This is a genomic window from Martinezella tropici (genome assembly GCF_003287875.1).
GTDB lineage: Bacteria > Pseudomonadota > Alphaproteobacteria > Rhizobiales > Rhizobiaceae > Rhizobium > Rhizobium tropici_C.
In genome coordinates this window covers 373,662-396,399 of sequence record NZ_QMKK01000054.1, presented here as the reverse complement: position 1 = coordinate 396,399, position 22,738 = coordinate 373,662, and the positions used below count along the sequence as shown (strand labels likewise).

Here is a 22,738-nt window from a genome sequence, read left to right as displayed (position 1 = left end):
AGAGTCAGATGACTACGAAGAGCGTCCTTCGGACGACGTTCCTGCAGGCGATTGCTTGGGCGGAGCATTGCTGTTTTGCTCGGCACGATCGCGATGCAAGGCCGCGCGCGCAAGCAGCATAAAGGTGACGGGCGTCGTCACCGTTACGAAAATGCCGATCAGCAGCTCATGGATGACCAGCGACCATGTCGAAATCGAAAAGAAGATCATCGAGGCGATCATGATTGCGCCAATGCCGCCGCTCGTTCCCAATGTCGGCGCATGAATGCGCTCGTAGAAGGTGCCAAGCCTCAGGAAGCCGATCGCACCAACCAGGGTGAGGAAGGCGCCGATGAGAAGCAGTCCACCGACAGGGATCGCAGCCCATAGGGGCAAGTTTTCAAACTGCGGACTCATTCGATCACCTCCCCGCGCATCAGGAATTTCGCTAGAGCAACGGTTGCGACAAAGCCGAGCATGCCGATGACGAGTGCCGCTTCGAAATAGACGACACGCCCCGTGCCGATGCCGAAGGTCAGAAGCAGCAGCATGGCGTTCACATAAAGCGTATCGAGCGCGATGATGCGATCCTGCGCGCGCGGTCCACGAAACATGCGAATGGAAGCAATCGCCATTGCCACCACGATCATCAGCTGTGCAGCCGCGACGGATATCTGGATGATCATGGCGCTCATGCGAATATCTCCATCAGCAAGGCTTCGTATCGATTGGCGACCATGTCGCGCCATTGCGCTTCATTTTCGAGATCAAGAACATGCAGCAGCACGGTATTGTCATTGGAGTCATATTCGAGCCACGCCGAGCCCGGCGTGCTCGTGAGGATAACCGCCAGCAGCGCAAGCGCGATCTGATCGCGCACCCGAAGTTCCAGGACAACGAAACCCGGATTTGTCTTGCGCGATCGACCTTTCAAAATGATCCAGGCGACTTGCAGGTTCGATTTTGCGACGTCGAAGACAACCCGGAAAAAGAGCTTGGGCAGCAGATACCACTTGCGCAAGCGCGGCTTTTCGGGCCTGAGCGATGCCATGCCCCAGGAGGCGAAAACGGCAACGATGATGCCGAGTATGAGTTGACCAAGCGTGAAACCGTTCAGCAGCAGCCACATCAGGATCAAGCTCAGCGCCAACAGCGGATAAGGCAGCATTACAGGCCCCCCGCTTTGCTTGCTTGAGCTGCGATAGTTGCCGGCGCAACCACCGCATTACGGACAGCATCGACATAGATATTGGGATCGCTAAGGGTGCGGATGGTCGCATCCATGTACTGCATGACGGGGCCGGCCCAGATGGTCAAGGCCAGCGTCAATGCGAGCAGGCCCATGACCGGGAATATCTCGATGACAAGCACGCGTGGAACCGTTCCCTCGAGCGAGCTCCAGAATGTGCGTATGCCGGCACGCGTCATCGCGATTAGCGCGGCAATGCCTGAAAGGATGACGAGCAGGATCAAGGTCCAGACGGCGGCGCTCGGCGGAATGCCGATCGCGCCGGTTCCCATCATGGCGGAGAGCATGGCAAACTTGGCGACGAAACCGGAAAGCGGCGGCAGACCGGCAAGCAGGATACCGCAGGCGGCGAAGCAGATGCCGAGCATCGCCATGGTGCCTGGCATGGTGACGCCTTCGCCTTCCGTCGGCTCCGTTTCCTCGGCATCGCCATAAGCTTCCATCGTGACGGCAAGAACGCTGGCGCCCGCATCCTGCCCGCGCTCCACGAGCTCGATCAGCATGAAGAAGGCGCTGATCGTCAGCGTCGAACTGACAAGATACATCAGCGCGCCGGACGAAATGGAACCATCATTGATGCCGATCACCATCAGCAGCGTGCCGGACGAGACGAGCACGGAAAAACCGGCGAGCCGGCCGAGCGCCTGAGACGCCAGCACGCCGACGGTTCCGAAGATCAACGTTGCCATGCCGCCGTAGAGAAGCACGGTCGCGCCGAAGCCGGCGGACGGGCCGGCGCTGAACAGAAGCATGGTCAGCCGCAGGATGACGTAGATGCCAAGCTTGCTGAGAATGGCGAAGATGCCGGCGACCGGCGCCGAAGCCGCGCTATAGGCCGTCGGCAGCCAGAAGCAGAGCGGCCACATGCCGGCCTTGATCAGGAATGCGATGCCGAGCACGCCGGCGCCGGCCTGCATCAGCATGCGGCGATCGGCGGACATCTCCGGGATGCGCACCGCGAGATCCGCCATGTTCAGCGTTCCCGCCGTGCCATAGATCAGGCTGACGCCGATGAGGAAGAGCAGCGCGGCCGCGAGATTGACGGCAATATAGTGCATGCCGGCCTTGACGCGGAGCGGCCCGGAACCGTGCAGCAGCAGGCCGTAGGATGCCGCCAGCATGATCTCGAAGAAGACGAAGAGATTGAAGAGATCGCCGGTCAGGAATGCGCCGTTGACGCCCATCAGCAGCAGCTGGAACATGGTGTGAAAATGCGCACCGACCGCGTGCCAGCGCGCCAGCGAGAATATCAGCGCCGCAACGGCGACGATGGATGTCAGCAGCAGCATCAGCGCCGACAGCCCATCGAGCACGAGCACGATGCCGAAGGGCACGCTCCAGTTTCCAAGCAGATAGGCGCGTTCCTGGCCGGGCGACCCGCCTTCTGCAAGGAAGAGCGTAAGCGCAATGCCGACCAGCAGGACGGTGGCGGCCAAGCTGATGAGCGCCTTCAGTGTCCGCGAGCGCTCGTCGATGAATACGAGCAGCGCTCCCGCGATAAGCGGAACGAGGATCGGCGCGATGATGAGATGGTGCGACCAGCCTGTCATTTCCGATCGCTCCTTCCATCGACATGGTCTGTACCGGTCAGGCCGCGCGAGGCGAGCAGCACGACGAGGAACAGCGCCGTGGTTGCAAAGCCGATGACGATCGCCGTCAGCACCAGAGCCTGCGGCACCGGGTCCGCCAGAGCACCCGTCGCCATGCCATCGCCGAGCAGCGGCGGCACATTCGTCTTCACACCGCCGACGCCGAAGATGAAGAGATTGACCGCATAGGACAGCAGCGACAGTCCGATGATGATTTGATAGGTGCGCGGACGCAGGATCAGCCAGACGCCGCAGGCCGTCATCACACCGATCGCAATGGACAAGATGAGTTCCATCAATCCCCCTTTGCCTTATCGGCATCTAGCACGCGCAGGCGGTTGATGCGCAGTGACTGGTGCGCAAGGGCCACCAGGATCAAAACCGTGGAGCCGACGACCAGCAGGAAGACGCCGAGATCGAAGAGAAGCGCGCTCGCAGCCGGCACCTTGCCGATCAACGGCACATCCAGGTACTGGAAATGCGATGTAAGGAAGGGATAGCCGAAGAACCAGGCGCCGATGCCCGTGGCAGTTGCGACCAGAAGCCCCGCCCCCATCCATCGCAGCGGCAGGATGCGGATGCGATCCTCGGCCCAACGCGTACCGCCGGCCAGATATTGCAGCAGGAAGGCGATCGAGAGCGTCAGGCCAGCCGAGAAGCCGCCGCCCGGCGCATCATGTCCGCGCATGAAAATATAAACGGACAGGGCGATGACGAAGGGGAACATCCACTGCATGATCACGGAGGGCACAAGCAGGTAATCGCGCACCGTATCGCCGGCCGAACGCTCCGGCCTTTCCTCGTCGAAACGGTTCTGGATCTGCTGCTGCTCCGGCATCTGCATGCTGTCGGGCGCCGGGCGGAAACGACGCAGCAGCGCGTAGACCGTCAAGGCGACGACACCGAGGACGGCGATCTCGCCCAAAGTATCGAAGCCGCGGAAATCGACCAGGATCACATTGACCACATTGCGGCCGCCACCCTTCGAATAGGCATTTTCGAGGAAATAATTCGCGATGGCGTCGGGCACCGGCATGGTCATGACGGCGTAGGAGACGAACGTCATGCCGACGCCGCAGATGACGGCCAGCGCAAGATCGCGGAACCGGCGGAAACGAGCGCGCAGGTCGACCGTATCGTCGATCCCTTCCGTCCGCTTCGGCAGCCAGCGCAAGCCGAGCAGGATGAGAACCGTCGTGACGATCTCGACAAGAAGCTGGGTAATGGCGAGATCCGGCGCGGAAAGCCAGATGAAGGTCATGCAGACAATCAGCCCGACGCCGCCCAGCATCACGAGCGCGACAAGACGGTGGTATTTGGCAAAGAAGGCGGTGCCGATTGCAAGGCAGATGCCGATCGCCCAAATGAAGGCAAAGACCGGATCGGCGCCTGAAAAGGCAAAATGCTTCGCCTCGAAACCCGACAAATAGAGCGGCAGCAGGCCGGCCGTAAAGCCGGTCACAACGACCCAGCGAAGCTGCGGCTGCAGCTTGCGCGTGCCGATCCGCTTTTCGGCCGTTCTCGCCCAGTGCCAGGAAACCTCCACCAGCACGCGCTCGAAAATGCGCTGCCCCTTCAGGCGACGGAAAAGGGGCGGACCGTCGTCGCATCGCGACAGATAATCCTTGAAGGCGAAGTAGAAAGCGGTTCCGCCGACCAAGGCGAGGATGCTCATGACCAGCGGCAGATTGAAGCCGTGCCAAAGCGAGAGGCTGTATTGCGGCGTATCGGCATTCAGAACGCTGACGACGGCCGCGTGCAGGAAGGGCGCGACCGAAAGCGCCGGAACGATGCCGACGACAAGGCAAACGACGACCAGAAGCTCGATCGGCAAGCGCATTGAGCGCGGCGGCTCATGCGGCTTGGCGATCGGCAGGTCGGCCGGCGCCGGACCGAAGAAGACGGTCTGAATGAAGCGCAGTGAATAGGCGACACTGAAGGCGCTTGCAAGCGTCGCCACATAGGGAAGCATGCGATCGAGCATGGAATCGGCATGAGTTTCGATCGCTTCGGCGAAAAACATTTCCTTCGACAGAAAACCGTTGAGCAGCGGCACGCCGGCCATCGCGGCACTCGCGACGATCGCGAGCGATCCTGTAAACGGCAGATAGCGGAACAGGCCGCTCAGACGGCGCATATCGCGCGTACCCGTTTCGTGATCGATGATACCGGCCGCCATGAACAACGATGCCTTGAAGGTCGCGTGGTTCAGCATGTGGAAGATGGCGGCAACCGTGGCAAGCGGGCTGCCGAGACTGAGCAAGGTGGTGATGAGGCCGAGATGGCTGATCGTTGAATAGGCGAGCAGTCCCTTGAGGTCCTGCTGGAACATCGCAAAATACGCGCCCAGCAGCAGCGTGATGATGCCGGCAGCGCCGACGATATAGAACCATTCATTCGTACCGGCCAGAACAGGCCAGAAGCGCGCCAGCAGAAAGACGCCGGCCTTTACCAGCGTAGCGGAATGCAGATAGGCAGAGACCGGCGTCGGCGCCGCCATGGCATTCGGAAGCCAGAAATGGAACGGGAATTGCGCGCTCTTCGTCAGCGCTCCCAGCAGGATCAGCACCAGCGCCGGCAAATAAAGCGGGTGATTGCGGATGGCATCACCCGAGGCCAGAATCTTATCCACATCATAGCTGCCGACGATATGGCCGATCAGGATCAGGCCGATCAGCAGGCAGAACCCACCGATCCCGGTGATGGTCAATGCCATGCGGGCGCCATCACGGGCGGCGGCGCTATTGTGCCAATAGCTGATCAGCAGGAAGGAAAAGATGCTGGTCAGCTCCCAGAATATCGAGAGCAGAATGACATTGCCCGACAGCACGATGCCGAGCATCGCCCCCATGAAGGCGAGCAGGAAGGAGAAGAAGCGAGGAACCGGATCCTCTTCCGACATGTAGTAGCGAGCATAGACGATGACGAGAAAGCCGATCGCCGTAATGACGACCGAGAAGAGCCAGGCGAAACCATCCAGTCTGAGACTGAAATCCAGCCCCAGCTGCGGCAGCCACGCGATGCTGTATCGCACCACGCCGCCATCCTTGACGGCGGGAAAGAAGCTCGCGGAAATCAGCAGCGCCAGAAATGTGACCGCTCCGGCGACCGCAGCCGGACCGCGCCGCGACTGAGTGCGCAACAGGCAGACGGAAAGGAGACTTCCGATAAACGGCAGGGCCAAAAGTGCCAGAATGAAAACAGGCTCGCCAGTTATCCCAAAACGTCATTCCCTCGCTTGGCCGGATAACTCAGACTGCTACGGCAGCAAAACCCCTGGAAATCCGGTGGATTATGTCCTATATGATAGATATTGCCCAATATGGGCAGCTTTGAACCCTGCGTCAAGGTTAAGATGGCGATGATTTTGACACCAGCGCTCTGCCGGGCGGCCCGAGGCTTTCTCGATTGGACGCAGATGGACCTTGCGGACCGCTCTGGCGTGTCGCGCAGCACAATCCGCGATTATGAAGGCAATCGTCACAGCCTGCATCGGGCGACGGAAGCACAGCTGCGATTGGCACTGGAGACGGGAGGCATCGCCTTCTTTCGGATTGAAGGACACGAGATCGGCATCTGTCCCAGGGCCCTTGCGGCGGCTGTACCCGCGCCGACACATGCCGAAAGGTGCGAGATCCTTTCGGCCGCCGGCGAGCGGAACCAGGCAGCCGCCCCAAAGACGGCGCGATAGTGCCCATTACAGGGGCCTGAAGGAGGACTGGTAAGCCACACCGTCCATGCCGAGACTCCGCCGTGTGTCGAATATCGCGCCACGAAGGAAGGGTGAGCCTGCGCCCATTGATCGAGTTTGCCGAAGCTTGGGGCAGAGAACGAATGGGAAGTCGGTTGCCCCGGACTTAGGTGCCGCTATAAAGTGACCTGCGGGATCGAGCATGCGACGATACCCTCTGCCATCCGGCAGACCACAAACAATCGTTTGACCGGCATGGGGGGAAGAATGAGAGCGATCGCGCTTGGCATAAGGTTTGCCCTGGAACTTTGCATCCTTGCGTCACTTGCCGCATTAGCAGCGCATCTGGCAGTGCCATTGGTGGTAAAAGCACTGTTGGGTATAGTGTTCTGCGCGGCGGGCGCTATCGGCTGGGGCACATTCCTCTCCCCGAAGCGGAAATACGAAATCGGACCCGCCGGACGGCTGGTGCTTGAGGCCGGGTTCTTTGTCGGCGCGGCCTTGATCCTGCATTATGTCAGTTTGCCGGTGCTGGCGATCGCGCTGATCGTCGTGGCCGCCGCCGATCGGTTCGCTCTGGCGCTGCTTCCATAAGCCCGAAGTCGTGGGTTTCTCGCTCACCTCCCGCATCGGCCGCCTATGAGAAAGCTGAACGATGTCGGTAGAGTGCCGAGATCTTGAACCAATGTTCGTCGTATCACGATACAGAACTTTCGTCGGCCCGTGATTGTCTCATAGCCGCGCCAAAAGCAATTCCGCGCGTCACCCAGTGACTCCATGCTCGGCGACAGGCCGCTGCTTCACTGTGAAGTTCTGCTTCATAGCCCATCGACGTTATCGCCAATAGTCGACCGCAGCAAGCGGCCATACACTCGGTGTGCAATCTGGAATTAGGTCCGCATTTCGGTGCCTTCAAAGCCACCGAGGTTCCGGATGCGACGATCGGAAGAGAGCGACACAATGCGAGATGCGATATTTTCCCGACGTGAAGTCCTCTTGGCAGGGCGCGCGCTTACCATAGGCGCCGCTTTCGGAGAGCCGTTAAAAACCGCCGCCGCTGAACTCGGCGGAGCTGACTCTGAACCGACATCCTGGGTAGATTCGGCAATGCCCGAGATCAGGCATCGCATGGTCAAAGCGAACGGTATCCGGTTGCATGTGGCCGAACAGGGTGAGGGTCCACTCGTCATTCTCTGCCACGGCTTTCCCGAATGCTGGTATTCCTGGCGCCATCAGCTCGGCGCGCTGGCGGAGGCGGGGTTCCATGCAGTGGCGCCCGACTTGCGCGGCTATGGGTGGAGCGATCGTCCGGAAGCGATGGAGAAATATACGATTCTCCATGACATCGGTGACATGCTGGGGCTTGTCGATGCCTTAGATGCCAAACAAGCCGTGATCGCCGGCCACGACATCGGCGCTGCGATAGCATGGCAAACGGCGCTTTTGCGCCCCGATCGCTTCCGCGCAGTCATCGCGCTCAGCCCGCCGTTCCGCTCACGGGGCTTCGGCGACGCAGGACCGCCGACGACGCTCATGCCGCAGACCAAGGATGCGGTGTTTTACCAGCTCTACTTCCAGACCCCCGAGGCGGAGGCGGCGCTCGGGCGCGATCTGCGCCACACGTTCCGATCCATGTTCTACTCCCTCTCGGGCGATAGCCCGCCGCCGGCGGGCGCTGGAGGGTTTACCGCCGGGATGGTGCCGCGGAGTGGGGATCTCTTCACCAATCCGGTTTCGCTGCCTTCCTGGCTCGCGGAGTCCGACATCGATCTCTATGTCGAGGCATTCTCGCGAAGCGGATTCCGCGGCGCTTTGAACTGGTGGCGCAACATCGATCGCAGCTGGGAACTCATGGCCGCCTTTGGCCGAGCAACGATAACCGTTCCAGCGCTCTATATCGCGGGCGACCGCGACATCATTGTCGAGGTGTTTCAGCCGATCATTGCCAAGCAATCGGCAATGGTTCCCAAGCTCCGGCCGGCGGTCATGCTACCGGGCTGCGGCCACTGGACCCAGCAGGAACGCGCGCCGGAGGTGAATACAGCCATGATTGACTTCCTTCGAAGTCTTTAGACGACGGAACGGGACCGGAAGGAGCATGGTATCTATATCGATCAAAGCAGCCACACTCGCAGTCCTTCTGATTGCGACGACAGCCGCCGGCCTCTTGGCCGCATATCCGGCGATAGCTGCTGTGGTGTGCCCGAACTGCATGGGCTTCAAGAGGGCTCGGGGTCAGGTCTATGTCGAGGATGGGATGGCTTCTCAGCAGCAGGCAGCCGTGCTCAAGACGATTGCCATGGCTCGCGACCAGCTCCGCCAGTTCTACGGGACAATCGATAGTGATCCCAGAATCTTCGTCTGCGGCGACGACAATTGCTACCGCAAGATCGGCGGCGGAGGGTCGCGGGGTATGGCGCTTCTCGATTTCGCATTGTTCCTCTCGCTCCAAGGAACGACCGTCACCATTGCATCACACGAGATGTCACATATCGAACTTCATACCCGGATCGGACTGATCAAGACCTTCCGACGTGATGTGCCGCAATGGTTCGACGAGGGCATTGCGGTACTCGTTTCGAATGACGGCCGCTACCTGAGGCCGGCATCGTCGCCTGATCGTTGCTTGGTGGAACCAGATGATACGCTCCCGACGTCGAGGAGAGCGTGGATTGAAAGCGCAGCGTCGGTCAATCTGTATGCGAAAGCTGCCTGTCGGGTGAGCCGGTGGATCGCGACCCATGGCGGTCCACCCGCCGTAACGCGGCTACTGGCAGATATTGCTGCGGGCCAATCATTCGACATGGTGTATTGACGGTATCCTTCACTTACGATGGGAGAGGCGATTTTAAAGCGAAATACCGACCGATTCATCCAGGCCGATACCTGCCCAGCCAACATGTGCCCGGACCAGCGCCGAGCTGAAAATAGAGCTTGACCTCAACTTGCGTTGAGGTTGCAGCATGTCGTCACGCCGGAGGTTCGTGATGTTGAAAATACTGAGAGATGAGGATTTGGACAGTTTCGCGCTCATGCCGATCGCTCTCGACGCATTGGAAACGGCCTTCCTCGCCAAAGCATCCGCCAATATCGTTTGCCCTCCTCGGCATCACGTCTCATTTCCCGGCAGTGGCGACCTGGTGTTTACGGTCGGGGGTATACTCGGGGAAAAGCCGCTCGCCGGCTTCCGCGTGTATGAAACCTTCAATGGACCGGAACATTCGCAGATCGTTGCCGTCTGGTCCGTGCATGACGCAAAACTTAAAGGGATCATCCTGGGCGAACGGCTTGGCCAGATCAGAACGGGAGCGATCGGGGGCGTGGCCATACGCCATCTCAGCGATCCAAACGCCAAAACCGTTGGGGTTATCGGCAGCAGTGCTCAGGCCCGGATGCAATTGATTGCCGCTGCGGCCGTTCGAAACATAAAAAGTGTCCGCGTCTTCAGCCGCGATGAGAAAAACTGCAGGGCTTTCGCCGAGGAAATGCAACGCGAATTGGACATAGCGATAGAACCCGCCGGCAGCATTGCCGAAACCGTGGCGGATGCCGATATCGTACTTTGTGCAACGGACAGCAATGTGCCTGTGCTTCACGCGGCGGATTTGAAGGCCGGAGCGCACGTCAATACGGTCGGTCCGAAAACATTGCGGGGACACGAGCTCGGACTGGACGTAGCCGATGCCGCGCATGTGATCGTCACGGACTCCATCGAACAGACACGAACCTACGCCTCGCCCTTTTTCCTTGCGGGATCGGCGCACGAAACCCGCATGCGGGACCTTGCCGACATCGTTGCGAACAAGGTGCCAGGCCGAACACTGCCCTCCGATACGACACTTTTTTGCTCGGTTGGCCTGGCGGGAACGGAGGTAGCGGTCGCGTCAGCCATATTCGACGTGCTGTGAGAATGCATGCCGCTGCACGGCATGTCCCAAGGCCTACCCGAACGCGAGGATCTTATCAGCCTGCCGCGGGGACCTGTTCGACCGATTGCGGCTCACCGATCTCCACCGCATGACCATCGGGATCATAAAAGCGGAATACCCGCTGTCCCCATTCCTGCTGCTCGACCGGATGGATGAGATCGACATGCAGGGCTATTTTGGTAAAGGCCGCATCCACATCGTCGTGTTCGAAATAGAGAAGCATGTTTCGGCGCCCATATGGCTCCGATGTTTCCGTGACTTTCTTCCAGACCGTTTGCTCCAGCGCTTTTCCGTCATGAATGGCAAAGCCGCTTTCAAAGAGCACGAAACTCCCGAAATCGTTCAGGATCTTGAGGCCCAGCAGATCGCTGTAGAACGTCTTCGAGCGAGCAATATCGCCGACGAAAGGAATTGGATTTACGAAACGCATCGTCCAGGCCGATTTGATGAACAGGATCGATAGAGAAGGAAACAATCTTCAAACGATTTCAATACACTTCGGAGCAAATGTCGATAATTCTGACCACTGATCCCATCCCACCCGGAACCGGAGGCCGATCCATGACAGAAACCCAGCGAACCATGATCGTCATGGATTCGGGGGAATCCCGCTTCCAACTGCGCGCAGGCGCCTTGATCCGCTCGAACGATCATATCCTCATTCACCGCGCACTCGCAGATAAGTTCTGGTCCTTACCCGGCGGCCGGGTGGAATTTCACGAGGCGGGCGCCGAGACGCTTGCCCGCGAAATCGAAGAGGAAATCGGCTGTACGGCCACCGTCGGCCCCTTGCGCTTCATCATCGAGAACTTCTTCGAATTGTCAGGCCGGCGCGTTCACGAAGTCGGCTTTTACTACGAGGCAGAGCTCTCGCAACCGCTTCCGTTTCATGAAACGGACGTCGTGCACCGGGTGAAAGACGGCAGTGCCGAGCTTGAATTTCGCTGGGCACCATCCACACGAGCCGGTCTCGATCAATTCGAGCTGGTGCCACCGACCTTGCGCGATCTGATCGAAACTACTCCGACCGGCATCCGACATTTCGTGCGCCGGGACGCTGTTTGACCGGTAGCAATAGGCAAAGATTGCAACGGCGGCGGAATGGCAGCATAAACATGCAGACATCTCTGTCAGGCTTCCGATAGGTTCAAATCTTCAGGTCTATTCGAATGCTGCGCGTCGCCATTCTCGGAAATGCTGGCGGTGGAAAATCCACCCTCGCCCGTAGATTGGGCGAGAAACACGCAATTCCCCATTTCGAGATCGACACGTTCCTTTGGCGAGAAGGCTGGGTCCCGGCGCCACTTGAAATTTATACAGCAAAGCATGAGCGGATCATAGCCGGCGAGAGCTGGGTTATCGATGGACTGGGGCACCGGAACTCAACCCAAGCGCGAATAGATCGCGCAACCGAGATCATTCTCGTCGACATGCCACTCTGGATGCATTTCTGGCTCGCTGCGGAGAGGCAGATCGCCTGGCAATCAGGCAAGCTCGAGCATGCACCTGGCGGGCTTTCGGCGATGCCGCCAACACGGGATCTGTTCCGAACCATATGGGAAATCGAGCAGGACTGGATGCCTGACATCCGCCGCCTGTGCACTGAGGCCTTTGATGCCGGCAAAAGGCTCACGCTGATCCATAACGTCGATGAGTTGAATACGCTGGCGGAAGATTTGACCTAAGCTCAGCTATCGAGGCGTCCGTGTAAGCAGTTCTCGCAGAAGCAGCCTCGATCGTTTCCCTTTGCGCCGCCGCCATAACGTCTTAGCGGAAAGCAAACAAGCGCGCCCACTCCATCAATAATCGCTATTGCGCCAAGGAACTCCTGTTTGGACTTTAGTCGCGCCCTATTCCGACTGAAGCCGCAGCTCTGGAACACGGCAGCTGCAGCTGTGTTCGTTCCATAGCGGCGGAAAGGCGTCGCCATCGATCACCAGCAGGAAATGAGGAAATCATGAAGACCAAGGCACTTGCCGCTCTGATAGCGGCTCTATCCATGAGCGTTTCGTTTGCAGGCACCATGCCCGCAAACGCACAGGATAACCCGATCGTCCCCAAAAGTGGGAAAACGCACGACAGCAAACAGCCCGCCACGGAATCCCAGCCAAACTCGGGAACCACTACCGGTGGCTCCACAACAGGTTCAAAGTCGGGAACCGGCAGTTCCGCCGATCAACCCTCCGGTCAGTCCGCGCCGGATAATCAGGGTTCGATGTCGAACGGCACCCAAAAAGGTACCTCGACGAACAATGGATCAACCGATCAATCTGGAACTCCTAAGCAGCAAGACAATGGCACCAAAAGCGGAAAGGATACTAAGAGCGGATCGACGAACAACACTACCGCTCCCCAATCCAACGATGCAAATCAGTCCGGCGAGAGCCAGAATGGCGCCAATACAAAAAGCGGAACTGCAGGGAATTCGGGAAATAATATGAAATCTCCCGATAATCCGGCTAGCAACAGCCAGCAGGGTACAACCGGAAGCGAAACTACGACGACAGGCAAATCTCAGACGAACACGCAAGTGCAGGTATCTGTCGAACAACAGACGCAGATCCGCCAGGTCATCAAGGAAGTTCACGTTACGCCCGTCCGCGAGACCGATTTCACGGTATCGGTCGGCACGAGAATCCCCCGGAAGATCAAGCTGCAGCCGCTACCGCCGCGAATCGTCGAAATCGTACCTCAGTACAAGACTTACCGCTTCTTCGTTCTGGCTGACGGCCGAATTGTGATCGTAGATCCCTCCACCTTCGAGATCGTCTACATCATCGATGCTTAGCCGCCACTCGATGCCGGTATCGCGAAGTCGCGATACTGGCATCTTGAGGCTATGACCTTAGGGCTAGACTGATTGGCCCGCAGTTGAGCTCATTGTCTGCGGGGCGGCAAACGTTGGCTTGCCGACAAAATCCGGGATTGCCTCCTCCTACTGTCGCAACAGCAATCCTTTCTTCTAGCTCGATAGTATTCGTAACTGGGCCGCCGCCAGCCTTTTAAAAGGGATTCTCCCGACATAAGTCCTCAGCCGGGCGCCGCAGTGGCTGCAAAAACCATTCCAACGGATCTGCGATCTCTAGGATTATCTTCTTTGCCTTCGCTCCCGATGAATTCTAGCTTCGGCCTGGATGACACGTTGCCATCTGAAACGACAGCAACAAGTTCACCTTGAAAGAGGAGCAATCGTTGACCCCTAACACCGCGCAATCAGCCGTCGAAACATCATTGCCGACGCTCGATCTCCAGCGCTTCTACGCATCGCCATCGGAACGCCAGGCATTCGTCGCGGAGCTTCGCACGGTGCTCCATGATCACGGCTTCTTCTATCTGACGGGCCATGGCGTCGATCCGGAACTGATCGAAAACGTCGTTGCCACCGCGAAGCGCTTCTTCGCGCTGCCGCTCGAAGAGAAGCTCAAGATCGAGATGGTGAAATCGCCGCATTTCCGAGGCTACAATCGGGCCGGACAGGAGCGCACCCGCGGCGAACAGGACTGGCGCGAACAGCTCGACATCAACACCGAAAGCACACCCTTCGAGATCGGCCCGAATACCCCGGCCTGGCGGCGACTGCAGGGACCAAACCAATGGCCCGAGGCACTGCCGGAGCTCAAACCACTCCTGCTTGCCTATCAGGCAGAAGTGACGCGCATCGGCATCGATGTGCTGAAGGCGATCGCTGCAGCTCTCGATCAGCCGGAAAACGTCTTTGCCGACATCTATGAGCCGCAGCCCTCGCAGCTTCTGAAGATCATCCGCTATCCCGGCCGCGATGTCGCCGAAACGGATCAGGGCGTCGGCGCCCATAAGGACGGCGGCTTCGTCACCGTGCTGCTGCAGGATACGACACCCGGCCTGCGTGTGCGCACGGAAGACGGACAATGGATCGATGCGCCGCCGGTGCCCGGCACCTTCGTCATCAATACCGGCGAGTTGCTAGAATTGGCGACCAATGGTTTCGTACGCGCCGACGTGCATGATGTCATCGCGCCGCCTGCGGGCGTCGAACGCTTCTCCGTCGCTTTCTTCCTGGGCTCCCGGCCGGATGCCGCGATCCCCGTCATCGAATTGCCTGACGAATTGAAGCGCGCCGAACGCGGCATCTCGGTCGATCCGCTCAACCCGATCTTCCGCGAGGTCGGCCAAAACCAGCTGAAGAGCCGGTTGCGGTCACACCCGGATGTCGCCCGTGCTCACTATGCCGATCTCCTGGCATCGGAACAGTCGGTCTAGGCCGGAATCGTGAAAGTTCGGGCGAGGTCGCTGCGTCGGACATCTCGTCTGAAGGCTAGTCCCTAGTGCTGGTTATCCGGCACAATGACGCGCATGCCGTCGACGACGCTGCGTGCCACGATCTGACAGCTCAGGCGGCTGTTCGGCGCCGGCTCCATGACGAACTCGATCATCGCCGCCTCTTCTTCGGAAGGCGGGGGCAGGAGATCGAGATAAGGCTGCTCGACATAGCAATGACAGGTGCCGCAGGCCAGTGCGCCGCCGCATTGCGCCACGATGCCATCGATACCGCTCCTGACGGCAGCGGCCATCACCGTCTCGCCATCCTGGGCTACCACATGGGTCTCGCGACCGGCGGAATCGATGAACACGATTTCACACATTGTATTCTCCATGCTTTCGGCAAAACCGATCATGCGGCAACAAGCCTGATGTCCAGGCGTTTCGGGCCGCGCACCGACAGCCCGCGCTTATAGGCGGGATGTTCATCCAGCAGTTCGATGGAACGTGTCCGCTGCAGGAGCGTCGAGAAGATGATCTCCATATCCAGCCGTGCAAGGTGATTGCCAAGACAGAAATGCGCGCCGCCGCCGAATGCCAGATGGCGATTGGGAGTACGCTCGACATTGAACCGATCGGGCGCCTCGAACTGCTCGGGGTCGCGATTGGCCGCGCCATAGAGCAGGCCGACCTTCGTGCCCTTCGGCAGCCGCTCGCCGGCAATCGTCTTTTCTTCCGTCAGGTAGCGATGAAAGAACGGTAGCGGCGACTCGAAACGGAACATCTCCTGGATGGCGGTCGATATGATATCAGGCGTTTCCCGAAGCTTGGTCAAAGCGTCCGGATATTGCAGCAGCGCATGCATGCCGCTGCCAAGCACGTCGATCGTCGAGCCGTGGCCGGCCATCAGGATCAGCATGCAGGTGGAGACGAGCTCGTCTTCGGTCAGTTCACCGGCGACATGCGCCTCTGTCAGCCGACAGAGAAGATCGTCGCGCGGGTTGCGCGTGCGGTCGGCGATGAGCTCCTTGAGCAGTTCGTAGAACTCCGTCGTCGCTCGTTCGGCGATCGCCTTGCGCTCCGCGCTGCGATCGACGTCGAAATATTGCACCACCTCTTCCGACCACTTGCGCAGCTGCCCGGCATATTCCTCCGGCACGCCGAGAACCGAACCGATGATATGCCCCGGGACCTGCGAGGCGAGATCCTCGACAAAGTCGATCGTGCCGGTTTGCAGAAGGCGATCGAGCAGCCGGTCGACGAAATCCTGTATCATCCCGCGCTGGCGGGCGACGAGGGCCGGCGTGAATTCACGAAATACCTTGCGGCGCAATCGGTCATGTGTCTCGCCATCGGAATCCAAAAGGCTGAATTGTACGAAGCGCGAATGGTTCGGCATGTCGTGCCAGTTCTGCCTAACCTTCTGTTCCTGTATTTCCTCCGGGGAGAGAAAGAACTCGAGCGAGCGCACGAGCGTCTTGTCGCCGGCGGCAGCGGCGACGTCCTGATAGCGCGACAACAGCCATATGTCGAAATGCTCGTAATAGACCGGGCCCGGGCTGGCGCGCAGCTCGCGATAGGCGGCGTAAGGGTCGTCTGTAAACGCTTGCGAGAGCGGATCAAACACCGGGCTTGCCATCGACATGATCAGGACCTCGTCCATTCTGGTTCATCGGCCACAGATTACAGCGTCGAACGGCGAAAAGACATGGATGCCAGCCGCAGCTATATGGATAAAACTCTCATCTCCGGATAAGACCTGACGACATGACAGATGAAGCAATCCCAGATGATATTTACCCTCTGGATGACGTCTTCTTTCAGACGCCGGGCAGGCTGTCCCGCGCCCTTCCCTATGCGCTTCTCGCCGCGGGGCGCCGCATCTGCACGCCCGAGGAAATGCCGATCGCCCATCGTTTCAACCAGCACACTCTCATCCTGACCCTCAGCGGAAAAGGCCTGCTGCAGGTCAACGGTCTCTCAAGCGCTCTCTGTGAAGGAACGATCGCATGGCTGGATTCCTCGATGCTGTATTCACATCGTTGCGAGCCGCATCATTCGCACTGGTCTTATCTCTGGCTGGGGTTCGCAGGGCACGGGCTCGACACACTGTTCGACAGCCTCGGCGTGATCGCCAATCCGGTCTTCGCCATTTCTAACCCACGCGATCCGCAGGCGCTGTTCGAAGGCATCCTCCGAAACGTGGAAACTGGCAGTTTCCTCTCCGACAGTCACTGTTTTGCCCTGCTCGCACAATTGATCTCGCTTCTGGTTTCCGCGCGCGCGGAACATGGCGAGCTGAGCGGCGCCGTCCAGCGATTGCAGCGGGTCATGGAATTGGTCCGCGCCGACCTCAGCCGCCCCTGGTCGGTGGATGAACTCGCCATCGCCGCCCATCTAAGCCAAGCGCAGCTTTTTCGCCGCTTCCGTCAGAGAATGGGGACAACACCTGTCGATTGGCTCCGCCACGAGCGCGTGAACGCCGCGAAGCGTTTGCTTGTCGTAACCGACGAGCAGATCGGCAGGATCGCCGCCCAATGCGGCTATCCAGATCCCTTCCACTTCGCCCGGGATTTCAAAAAACTGGTTGGCGTCACGCCGAGCGAATTCAGGCGGCAGGGTCAGAGCGCTCGGCCGCGCGAGCCCTGATCGAACAACGCATTCTGTCACCATATAGGGAGAGTCCCTCGCTATCATGGCTCGGATTGGCTCGGGCCACATGACACGATAGAAGTCTGGCGTGTATGCAAGTTTATCTGAACCGCTGACCAGCCTCTCTCCGGAGATTGAAAGTGACAACCGAACAAAGCGTCCTGCGCATCTCCATTATCGTGACGTTCGTTCTGGCGGTCGCCGGCATTGTCTTCGGTCTTCTCTCCGGCTCCTATGCGATCGTCTTCGACGGCGTCTACGCACTCACGGATGCGAGCATGACGATCGTTGCACTGATCGTCTCCAACCTGATCGTGTCCTCCGCAACGAACACGGCGGCGGGCGGCAGGTTCGCCAAGCATTTCACCATGGGCTTCTGGCATCTCGAACCCATGGTGCTCGGACTCAATGGCGTCCTGCTGACCGGGGCTGCGGTCTATGCCCTGATCAACGCGATCGGCAGCATCATGGCCGGCGGCCGGCACCTCTCCTTCGATCATGCCATCATCTATGCGGTGCTGACCATGATCATCGCCTTCCTGATGGCCGCCTATGGCAGGCGTGCGAACGAAACGCTGAGGTCCAGTTTCATTGCGCTCGATGCCAAGGCCTGGGTAATGACAGGCTGCCTCAGCGGGGCGCTGCTGCTCGCCTTCATCTTCGGCTTTTTCATTCAGGGGACGAGCCTGGAATGGATGTCACCCTATGTCGATCCCATTGCGCTCTCTCTCGTCTGCCTCATCGTCATCCCCATGCCGATCGGAACGATCAAGCAGGCCTTTGCCGATATCCTGCTCGTGACGCCTTCCGATCTGCGGGAACATGTCGATCGCGTCGCCACCGACATCGTCCAACGCTATAATTTTAAATCCTATCGCTCCTATGTCGCCCGCGTCGGCCGCGGCAAGCAGATCGAGCTCTACTTCATCGTGCCACCGGACGGACCGGCGAAGAAGCTGGAGGAGTGGGACCATATCCGCGACGAGATCGGCGAGGCGATCGGCGACGAAGGCCCGGACCGCTGGCTGACGATCGCTTTTACGACCGATCCCGAATGGGCCGATTGAACGGCAGGATAGCTGCCGCAAGAATATAGATCGGCGGGACGGGCGAACCGTTGTCGCATTTCGAATCCGATTTATGAATCGCTTTAGCTTGTTTAGAGGCTTTCAGTGTCGGCTGCCGAAAGGGTTGCCGATATGCGCTTTCGCGGTGCTGCGCGCAGCACCAAGCTCTGGACGTAGCTCGTGAGCGGCTTTTCGACGCCTCTGAAGAGTGCCAGTGCAGACATGGCGGCGACGCTCGTCGCAGCGACAACGAACAAACCAAGAGGAAGAGCCCCGCCAAGCGCTTTTGCCCAGATGGCTCGCATTGGCCGCAGAATAAAGGGGTGCGCAAGATAGAGGCTATAGGAGGCATCGCCTAGGGCGACACCCCAAAGAACGAGACTCCTCTGAGGCAGGACGGGGCCGATTGCGGCTGCAAGAACGAATAGTGCCGCGGGTAGGCCGCTTCGCAGGAATTGCGGCAAAGCCGCATCATCCCAAGGGGTGGAGATGCGTACAAAGCCGAGAAGACCGATGGCCATGAGCCCGACCGCCGCTGCACCGCCGATCCTGATGCCGCTGCGAAAGATCAGGGCGACATAGACACCGAAGAGGAACTCCAGAATGATCGGGCTCGTCCAGAAGGCTATCTGGACATGGCTGAGATCGACGAGCCTTCCGATAAGCGCCATGCCTGACATCAGCACCGACAGCCAGACGAGACCCAGCCTTATCGGCAGCAGGAGTGCGGCCGCAAAGAACACATAGAACAGCATCTCGTAGTTCAGCGTCCAGGCGAGCGCGAGCACCGGCCTGATCTCATCCGCACCACGCCCGGACGGAATGAAGACATAGGATGCCAGGACATGAGACACGGAACCGATAGGAACAGCCAGCAGCGAGGGTGCTACGAGCGCGCCGATAAGCATAAGGCTCGTCAGCAGCCAATAGAGCGGGATCACGCGGGCGCAGCGCCGCAGGAAGAAACGCAATGGAGCGCCGCTCTTGCCGAATTCCGAAGCAGCGGTATGGGTCATGATGAAGCCGGAGAGGACGAAGAATATATCCACCCCGAAACCGAGATTCCATGCAGAGCCGTCGACCGCTGCCCGCCCTGTCGCCCCGGCCAGTATCTCGGTCTCGTGCAAGGCGTGAGCAACGACGACGGACAAGGCGGCGAGCGCACGCAACACCTGAAGATTCGACAGCAGGCGCGATGACTTGCCGGCATTACTGCCGACGGCCGGCCCCTCAAGTATTTCCCTATAAAATCCCACAAGAAATCTCAGTAAATATCGTCTTCGATCTCTATTTATGACCCGGAGGATATAACAACTCGTCGCCGCGCGCTAAATTCGGCAGACTTGCTTTAAATCATAGTTATTCTTCAGTTAAGCTTGCAGCACGAGACGGATTAGGCGGTGGCCAGGATGATATGTGCCTGAATTTTCGCAGCAACTTCGCCATTGCCATGTCTGTCGGCGATCGCAGATGCCGCGCAGGCGGTTGCAGCCTCCAGGCTTCCCGCTTCTCTGGCCTCGATTTCGTTGCGAAGAAGCGTTCCCTGACAATAGGCTACGGCCGGAAGGCGCGGTGAGGATGCACGGCTCTGTTCGGCTCTCGTTTCGATCACCACATCGGTGAAGCTGGCATTCTCGAGATCGCTGCGAATCCGGTCCACATCGTGATAGCCATGCGGGGTGCGTGCCAGAAAGCGCGGCGGATCGTTCGGGAAAATGCGGGCCAGCGCGTTCGTCACATCATCGGCGAAGATATTCTCCTCGATGCGATCCCAGACGTTGAAGAGGAAATGTCCTCCCGGCTTCAAAACGCGCTTTGCTTCGCGATAAGCCGCGATACGATCTGGAAAGAACATCGCGCCGAATTGGCAAAGGACGAGATCGAAGGCCGCATTTTCAAACGGCAGCGTCATGGCATCCGCCTGCCGCCAAGTGATGCGGCTGTCGGGAGCCTGTCGCGAGGCGGCATAGTCCAGCATCGGCTGATTGAGGTCGGTGACGACATAGCTTGCACTGTCGGATAGTTTAGGCGTCAATGCGCGGGTGACCGCACCGGTTCCCGCGGCAATTTCCAAGACGGCGATCGGCGCCAGCGACGCGGCCCGTCGTGCAAGATCCGCGGCGTAAGGCTCGAAAATCAGCGGCACCATATGGCGGTCGTAATTTTCCGGAATCGAGCCGGCAAATACCTTGTCCGTCTCCAACATTGCCATGATCCCCTGCGCACCTCACAGGCCATTATATTAGCATATCGCAGCGGGGGCGTCATTCGGCGTCGGACGGGTGCAAGCCGCGCGAAACTGATCCACTCAGTCCGCATCGCCGCGCGCAAGTACGTCCAGAAGCTGGCTGGTATTATCGATCGAGAATTGGATGCGCTCACCCGGCCATACAGACTCGGAATAGGAGATCGGCGTGCCCTTGAGATCGACGTCCACCTTTCTCGACACGGCCACCGGCTGAGACATGGGCTGGCAGAGCTGCTTGGCCTCCTCGCTCGTCGGCAGACGGACGATGATGTCGGTGCGCAGGCGGATATAGTCGGGAATGCCGTATTCGGCCAGAATGACGGTCACGCTTCGCCCGCTGCGGCGCGCCTCGTCGAAGCCCGGAAAGCGACGCACCGGATAATAGGCATGCGAATAGTTGATCGGCTCCTCGTCGGCAAAGCAGCGCCGGACGATATGGTAGACGGGTTCGCCACGGGGAAGCCGCAAGGCCTCCGCGATCATCTCGGAGGCAGGAACCACCTCTTCGTGAATGGCCTGTCCAAGCGGCTCCCTGCCCTGATCGAGCAGGTTCTGGGAAAAGCGCGTGCGTTCCGACAGGCGGTAATCGAGGCGACTATCCCTGACAAAGGTTCCGCGCCCCTGCTCGACCAGCACGAGCCCCCGGCTTTCGAGACGGGAAATGGCGCGCCTTATGCTGTGGCGGCCGACGCCGAAACGTTCCATCAGGTCTGATTCCGTCGGAAGCTGCGCCTTGGGTAACAGGCGTCCGGTCAGAATATCCTCGGCAATATCGCTCTCGACCTGTTGCCATTGCCCGTGCGGCGACTTTTTCTCCATGCCTGCTTTCCGAATTCAATCATATCATTCGAATGATATATATCGGCTACAACATCGTTTTCAATCTCCGTCCAGTAGCCGAAATCCTACGAACAACTACTGAGGCCGATTCAGCGAGTATATTTGGCATTTAACCATATCTCCTTTCACAGGTGCGTCATTCCTCACGATTAGGTAAATATCCGAATGTTTTTCTAGTCATTCGGATATCGAGGATAAATGGCACTGCTTAATCGTCGGCAACTCATCGCGGGCACGACCCGTTCTCTTGATCTTCCTGCTGGCGCAGCGTTTCATCGAAGACGCGCTGGCACCAGACATTGACGACAGATAGGCAGACGCATGCCCCGGATAATCGTAATCGGATCGGTAAATCACGATCGCATATGGCAGCTGGATGCCCCGCTGGCTCGGGGAGGACGCATACAATTTTCATCCCAGATAACCCGTCTCGGCGGCGGCGCCTTCTATACCGGCCGACAATTGCTGGAATTGGGAGCCGATGTCGCCATCGTCTCGCGATTGATGCAGGATGAGCAAGGGCAAGCAGCGCTCAAGTCGCTCGCAGCGCACGGCTTCGATATCGGCCACATAATGATGGTGGCCGGCGAAACCACACCGCTGGAAATTCTTCTCGAACCGAGTGGAGAGCGGACGATCATCGCGCCGACAGGGCGATCACAGCCGCTCGCGGCCACCGGGACACTGTCAGGCGCCGGCATCTATATCAACGCTATCGCCCTCGACGAAAGCCTTGTCGCACAGATCGACGCCCAGCCCCTTGTAGTCTCACAATTTCCACTGCGGCCGGCGACACCCCGCCCGGCCGATTATGTCATCTCCTCGCGTGACGATGTTCCGGATGATCTTATGCTTGCCTGGCAGCGCGCCGGCCAGATCGCCGGTCCGCGTCTGAAAATGCTCGTGCTCACCGACGGCGCGCGTCCGATCACCCTGTTTGACGGCTTAAAGCCTGTTGAGATTGAACCCACCGAGCGTGTCGACACGGCGAACACGATCGGCGCCGGCGACCGGTTCGCGGGATCTTTTCTCTTTGCCTTGTTGGAAGGGCGGGCGCCAGCGGCAGCCGCACGAGAGGCAAGCCGCATCACGGCGGAATGGCTGCGCCGGCGCGATGACTAAAAGTTCGCGCCGCCTTAGAAAATGCTCCTACATCTGAAAACATCGTGGACAATTCATTCGAATGAATGTAGTCATCATTCGAATATTTAAAGACTCGCCCCGCGAATGCCAAATGCCCGAGGAAAAGATGATG

General features: G+C 59.1%; 24 protein-coding genes and 1 pseudogene. 12 read left to right on the top strand and 13 right to left on the bottom strand.

Annotated elements, in window-relative coordinates:
- Positions 1-12: 12 nt before the first annotated feature.
- The 6 genes from mnhG to DQ393_RS27115 are packed head-to-tail and all read right to left on the bottom strand — an operon-like array spanning position 13 to position 6,034.
- Positions 13-396, bottom strand: a complete 384-nt coding sequence (mnhG, locus tag DQ393_RS27140; protein WP_112344779.1) for a monovalent cation/H(+) antiporter subunit G — start codon at positions 394-396, stop codon at positions 13-15.
- Positions 393-674 carry a K+/H+ antiporter subunit F gene (locus tag DQ393_RS27135; RefSeq protein ID WP_112344778.1) on the bottom strand — a complete coding sequence of 94 codons (282 nt, stop codon included), beginning with the start codon at positions 672-674 and terminating at the stop codon, positions 393-395. The genes mnhG and DQ393_RS27135 overlap by 4 nt, the downstream gene beginning before the upstream one ends.
- Entirely contained in the window at positions 671-1,147 is a 477-nt protein-coding gene (locus DQ393_RS27130) for a Na+/H+ antiporter subunit E (protein ID WP_112344777.1), read from the bottom strand. The genes DQ393_RS27135 and DQ393_RS27130 overlap by 4 nt, the downstream gene beginning before the upstream one ends.
- On the bottom strand, positions 1,147-2,778 hold the full coding sequence (locus DQ393_RS27125; protein ID WP_112344776.1) for a monovalent cation/H+ antiporter subunit D: 1,632 nt from the start codon (positions 2,776-2,778) through the stop codon (positions 1,147-1,149). The genes DQ393_RS27130 and DQ393_RS27125 overlap by 1 nt, the downstream gene beginning before the upstream one ends.
- Positions 2,775-3,113, bottom strand: a complete 339-nt coding sequence (locus tag DQ393_RS27120) for a Na+/H+ antiporter subunit C (protein ID WP_112344775.1) — start codon at positions 3,111-3,113, stop codon at positions 2,775-2,777. The genes DQ393_RS27125 and DQ393_RS27120 overlap by 4 nt, the downstream gene beginning before the upstream one ends.
- Complete coding sequence (locus tag DQ393_RS27115; protein WP_348628031.1) at positions 3,113-6,034, bottom strand: monovalent cation/H+ antiporter subunit A; 2,922 nt, start codon at positions 6,032-6,034, stop codon at positions 3,113-3,115. Before DQ393_RS27115 ends, DQ393_RS27120 begins: the two co-directional genes overlap by 1 nt.
- A 77-nt stretch (positions 6,035-6,111) precedes the next feature.
- On the opposite strand from DQ393_RS27115, the pseudogene DQ393_RS27110 reads away from it, so the two are divergent.
- From DQ393_RS27110 to DQ393_RS27095, 4 genes and pseudogenes are all read left to right on the top strand, one after another.
- Positions 6,112-6,397, top strand: a pseudogene (locus DQ393_RS27110) (helix-turn-helix transcriptional regulator); the annotation flags it as partial.
- Positions 6,398-6,775: 378 nt separating this feature from the next.
- Positions 6,776-7,102, top strand: coding sequence for a DUF2568 domain-containing protein (locus tag DQ393_RS27105; protein WP_162737014.1), 327 nt, complete (start codon positions 6,776-6,778; stop codon positions 7,100-7,102).
- Between the two features lie 513 nt (positions 7,103-7,615).
- Positions 7,616-8,581 (top strand): alpha/beta fold hydrolase, encoded by a 966-nt coding sequence (locus tag DQ393_RS27100; protein ID WP_112344772.1) that lies wholly within the window; start codon positions 7,616-7,618, stop codon positions 8,579-8,581.
- A 25-nt stretch (positions 8,582-8,606) separates the two neighbouring features.
- On the top strand, positions 8,607-9,323 hold the full coding sequence (locus DQ393_RS27095; protein ID WP_112344771.1) for a hypothetical protein: 717 nt from the start codon (positions 8,607-8,609) through the stop codon (positions 9,321-9,323).
- A 33-nt stretch (positions 9,324-9,356) separates the two neighbouring features.
- Here DQ393_RS27095 and DQ393_RS33565 read toward each other — a convergent pair whose 3' ends face one another.
- On the bottom strand, positions 9,357-9,596 hold the full coding sequence (locus DQ393_RS33565; protein WP_162737010.1) for a hypothetical protein: 240 nt from the start codon (positions 9,594-9,596) through the stop codon (positions 9,357-9,359).
- Between DQ393_RS33565 and DQ393_RS27090 the strand changes: the two genes are divergently transcribed.
- Positions 9,496-10,416, top strand: a complete 921-nt coding sequence (locus DQ393_RS27090) for an ornithine cyclodeaminase family protein (RefSeq protein WP_112344770.1) — start codon at positions 9,496-9,498, stop codon at positions 10,414-10,416. The two genes, DQ393_RS33565 and DQ393_RS27090, sit on opposite strands and share 101 nt — an antisense overlap.
- A 55-nt stretch (positions 10,417-10,471) precedes the next feature.
- On the opposite strand, the gene DQ393_RS27085 is transcribed toward DQ393_RS27090, so the two are convergent.
- Positions 10,472-10,867, bottom strand: coding sequence for a VOC family protein (locus tag DQ393_RS27085; RefSeq protein WP_112345194.1), 396 nt, complete (start codon positions 10,865-10,867; stop codon positions 10,472-10,474).
- Positions 10,868-10,998: 131 nt separating this feature from the next.
- On the opposite strand from DQ393_RS27085, the gene DQ393_RS27080 reads away from it, so the two are divergent.
- The 4 genes from DQ393_RS27080 (at position 10,999) to DQ393_RS27065 (ending at position 14,676) form a co-directional block, all read left to right on the top strand.
- Entirely contained in the window at positions 10,999-11,502 is a 504-nt protein-coding gene (locus DQ393_RS27080) for an NUDIX hydrolase (RefSeq protein ID WP_112344769.1), read from the top strand.
- Positions 11,503-11,606: 104 nt separating this feature from the next.
- Positions 11,607-12,122 (top strand): adenylate kinase, encoded by a 516-nt coding sequence (locus tag DQ393_RS27075; protein ID WP_112344768.1) that lies wholly within the window; start codon positions 11,607-11,609, stop codon positions 12,120-12,122.
- A 272-nt stretch (positions 12,123-12,394) separates the two neighbouring features.
- The gene (locus DQ393_RS27070; protein WP_112344767.1) at positions 12,395-13,225 is read left to right on the top strand and encodes a DUF1236 domain-containing protein; all 831 of its coding nucleotides are present in this window, start codon (positions 12,395-12,397) and stop codon (positions 13,223-13,225) included.
- 404 nt (positions 13,226-13,629) lie between these two features.
- Positions 13,630-14,676 carry an isopenicillin N synthase family dioxygenase gene (locus DQ393_RS27065; RefSeq protein ID WP_112344766.1) on the top strand — a complete coding sequence of 349 codons (1,047 nt, stop codon included), beginning with the start codon at positions 13,630-13,632 and terminating at the stop codon, positions 14,674-14,676.
- Between the two features lie 62 nt (positions 14,677-14,738).
- Here DQ393_RS27065 and DQ393_RS27060 read toward each other — a convergent pair whose 3' ends face one another.
- The gene (locus DQ393_RS27060) at positions 14,739-15,059 is read right to left on the bottom strand and encodes a 2Fe-2S iron-sulfur cluster-binding protein (protein WP_112345193.1); all 321 of its coding nucleotides are present in this window, start codon (positions 15,057-15,059) and stop codon (positions 14,739-14,741) included.
- 29 nt (positions 15,060-15,088) lie between these two features.
- Positions 15,089-16,339 carry a cytochrome P450 gene (locus tag DQ393_RS27055; RefSeq protein ID WP_432422034.1) on the bottom strand — a complete coding sequence of 417 codons (1,251 nt, stop codon included), beginning with the start codon at positions 16,337-16,339 and terminating at the stop codon, positions 15,089-15,091.
- A gap of 104 nt (positions 16,340-16,443) precedes the next feature.
- On the opposite strand from DQ393_RS27055, the gene DQ393_RS27050 reads away from it, so the two are divergent.
- Both DQ393_RS27050 and DQ393_RS27045 read left to right on the top strand, forming a co-directional pair.
- Positions 16,444-17,325 (top strand): helix-turn-helix domain-containing protein, encoded by an 882-nt coding sequence (locus DQ393_RS27050; protein WP_245430469.1) that lies wholly within the window; start codon positions 16,444-16,446, stop codon positions 17,323-17,325.
- A 143-nt stretch (positions 17,326-17,468) separates the two neighbouring features.
- Complete coding sequence (locus tag DQ393_RS27045) at positions 17,469-18,395, top strand: cation diffusion facilitator family transporter (protein WP_112344765.1); 927 nt, start codon at positions 17,469-17,471, stop codon at positions 18,393-18,395.
- Positions 18,396-18,487: 92 nt separating this feature from the next.
- Here DQ393_RS27045 and DQ393_RS27040 read toward each other — a convergent pair whose 3' ends face one another.
- The 3 genes from DQ393_RS27040 to phnF all read right to left on the bottom strand — a co-directional run bounded on the left by DQ393_RS27040 (position 18,488) and on the right by phnF (position 21,462).
- Entirely contained in the window at positions 18,488-19,651 is a 1,164-nt protein-coding gene (locus tag DQ393_RS27040; protein WP_245430468.1) for an acyltransferase family protein, read from the bottom strand.
- Between the two features lie 137 nt (positions 19,652-19,788).
- A complete protein-coding gene (locus tag DQ393_RS27035) occupies positions 19,789-20,601 on the bottom strand; it encodes a class I SAM-dependent methyltransferase (protein ID WP_112344764.1) in 813 nt (270 codons plus the stop codon).
- Positions 20,602-20,703: 102 nt separating this feature from the next.
- Positions 20,704-21,462, bottom strand: coding sequence for a phosphonate metabolism transcriptional regulator PhnF (phnF, locus tag DQ393_RS27030; RefSeq protein WP_112344763.1), 759 nt, complete (start codon positions 21,460-21,462; stop codon positions 20,704-20,706).
- Between the two features lie 342 nt (positions 21,463-21,804).
- Between phnF and DQ393_RS27025 the strand changes: the two genes are divergently transcribed.
- On the top strand, positions 21,805-22,605 hold the full coding sequence (locus DQ393_RS27025; protein WP_169643246.1) for a PfkB family carbohydrate kinase: 801 nt from the start codon (positions 21,805-21,807) through the stop codon (positions 22,603-22,605).
- The last annotated feature ends 133 nt before the right edge of the window (positions 22,606-22,738 follow it).

What these genes read in the sequence shown, in the direction of transcription:
- mnhG (WP_112344779.1), bottom strand. Translation starts at nt 396, where the DNA reads ATGAGTCCGCAGTTTGAAAACTTGCCCCTATGGGCTGCGATCCCTGTC.
- DQ393_RS27135 (WP_112344778.1), bottom strand. Translation starts at nt 674, where the DNA reads ATGAGCGCCATGATCATCCAGATATCCGTCGCGGCTGCACAGCTGATG.
- DQ393_RS27130 (WP_112344777.1), bottom strand. Translation starts at nt 1,147, where the DNA reads ATGCTGCCTTATCCGCTGTTGGCGCTGAGCTTGATCCTGATGTGGCTG.
- DQ393_RS27125 (WP_112344776.1), bottom strand. Translation starts at nt 2,778, where the DNA reads ATGACAGGCTGGTCGCACCATCTCATCATCGCGCCGATCCTCGTTCCG.
- DQ393_RS27120 (WP_112344775.1), bottom strand. Translation starts at nt 3,113, where the DNA reads ATGGAACTCATCTTGTCCATTGCGATCGGTGTGATGACGGCCTGCGGC.
- DQ393_RS27105 (WP_162737014.1), top strand. Translation starts at nt 6,776, where the DNA reads ATGAGAGCGATCGCGCTTGGCATAAGGTTTGCCCTGGAACTTTGCATC.
- DQ393_RS27100 (WP_112344772.1), top strand. Translation starts at nt 7,616, where the DNA reads ATGCCCGAGATCAGGCATCGCATGGTCAAAGCGAACGGTATCCGGTTG.
- DQ393_RS27095 (WP_112344771.1), top strand. Translation starts at nt 8,607, where the DNA reads ATGGTATCTATATCGATCAAAGCAGCCACACTCGCAGTCCTTCTGATT.
- DQ393_RS27090 (WP_112344770.1), top strand. Translation starts at nt 9,496, where the DNA reads ATGTTGAAAATACTGAGAGATGAGGATTTGGACAGTTTCGCGCTCATG.
- DQ393_RS27085 (WP_112345194.1), bottom strand. Translation starts at nt 10,867, where the DNA reads ATGCGTTTCGTAAATCCAATTCCTTTCGTCGGCGATATTGCTCGCTCG.
- DQ393_RS27080 (WP_112344769.1), top strand. Translation starts at nt 10,999, where the DNA reads ATGACAGAAACCCAGCGAACCATGATCGTCATGGATTCGGGGGAATCC.
- DQ393_RS27075 (WP_112344768.1), top strand. Translation starts at nt 11,607, where the DNA reads ATGCTGCGCGTCGCCATTCTCGGAAATGCTGGCGGTGGAAAATCCACC.
- DQ393_RS27070 (WP_112344767.1), top strand. Translation starts at nt 12,395, where the DNA reads ATGAAGACCAAGGCACTTGCCGCTCTGATAGCGGCTCTATCCATGAGC.
- DQ393_RS27060 (WP_112345193.1), bottom strand. Translation starts at nt 15,059, where the DNA reads ATGTGTGAAATCGTGTTCATCGATTCCGCCGGTCGCGAGACCCATGTG.
- DQ393_RS27055 (WP_432422034.1), bottom strand. Translation starts at nt 16,339, where the DNA reads ATGGACGAGGTCCTGATCATGTCGATGGCAAGCCCGGTGTTTGATCCG.
- DQ393_RS27050 (WP_245430469.1), top strand. Translation starts at nt 16,444, where the DNA reads ATGACAGATGAAGCAATCCCAGATGATATTTACCCTCTGGATGACGTC.
- DQ393_RS27035 (WP_112344764.1), bottom strand. Translation starts at nt 20,601, where the DNA reads ATGTTGGAGACGGACAAGGTATTTGCCGGCTCGATTCCGGAAAATTAC.
- phnF (WP_112344763.1), bottom strand. Translation starts at nt 21,462, where the DNA reads ATGGAGAAAAAGTCGCCGCACGGGCAATGGCAACAGGTCGAGAGCGAT.
- DQ393_RS27025 (WP_169643246.1), top strand. Translation starts at nt 21,805, where the DNA reads ATGCCCCGGATAATCGTAATCGGATCGGTAAATCACGATCGCATATGG.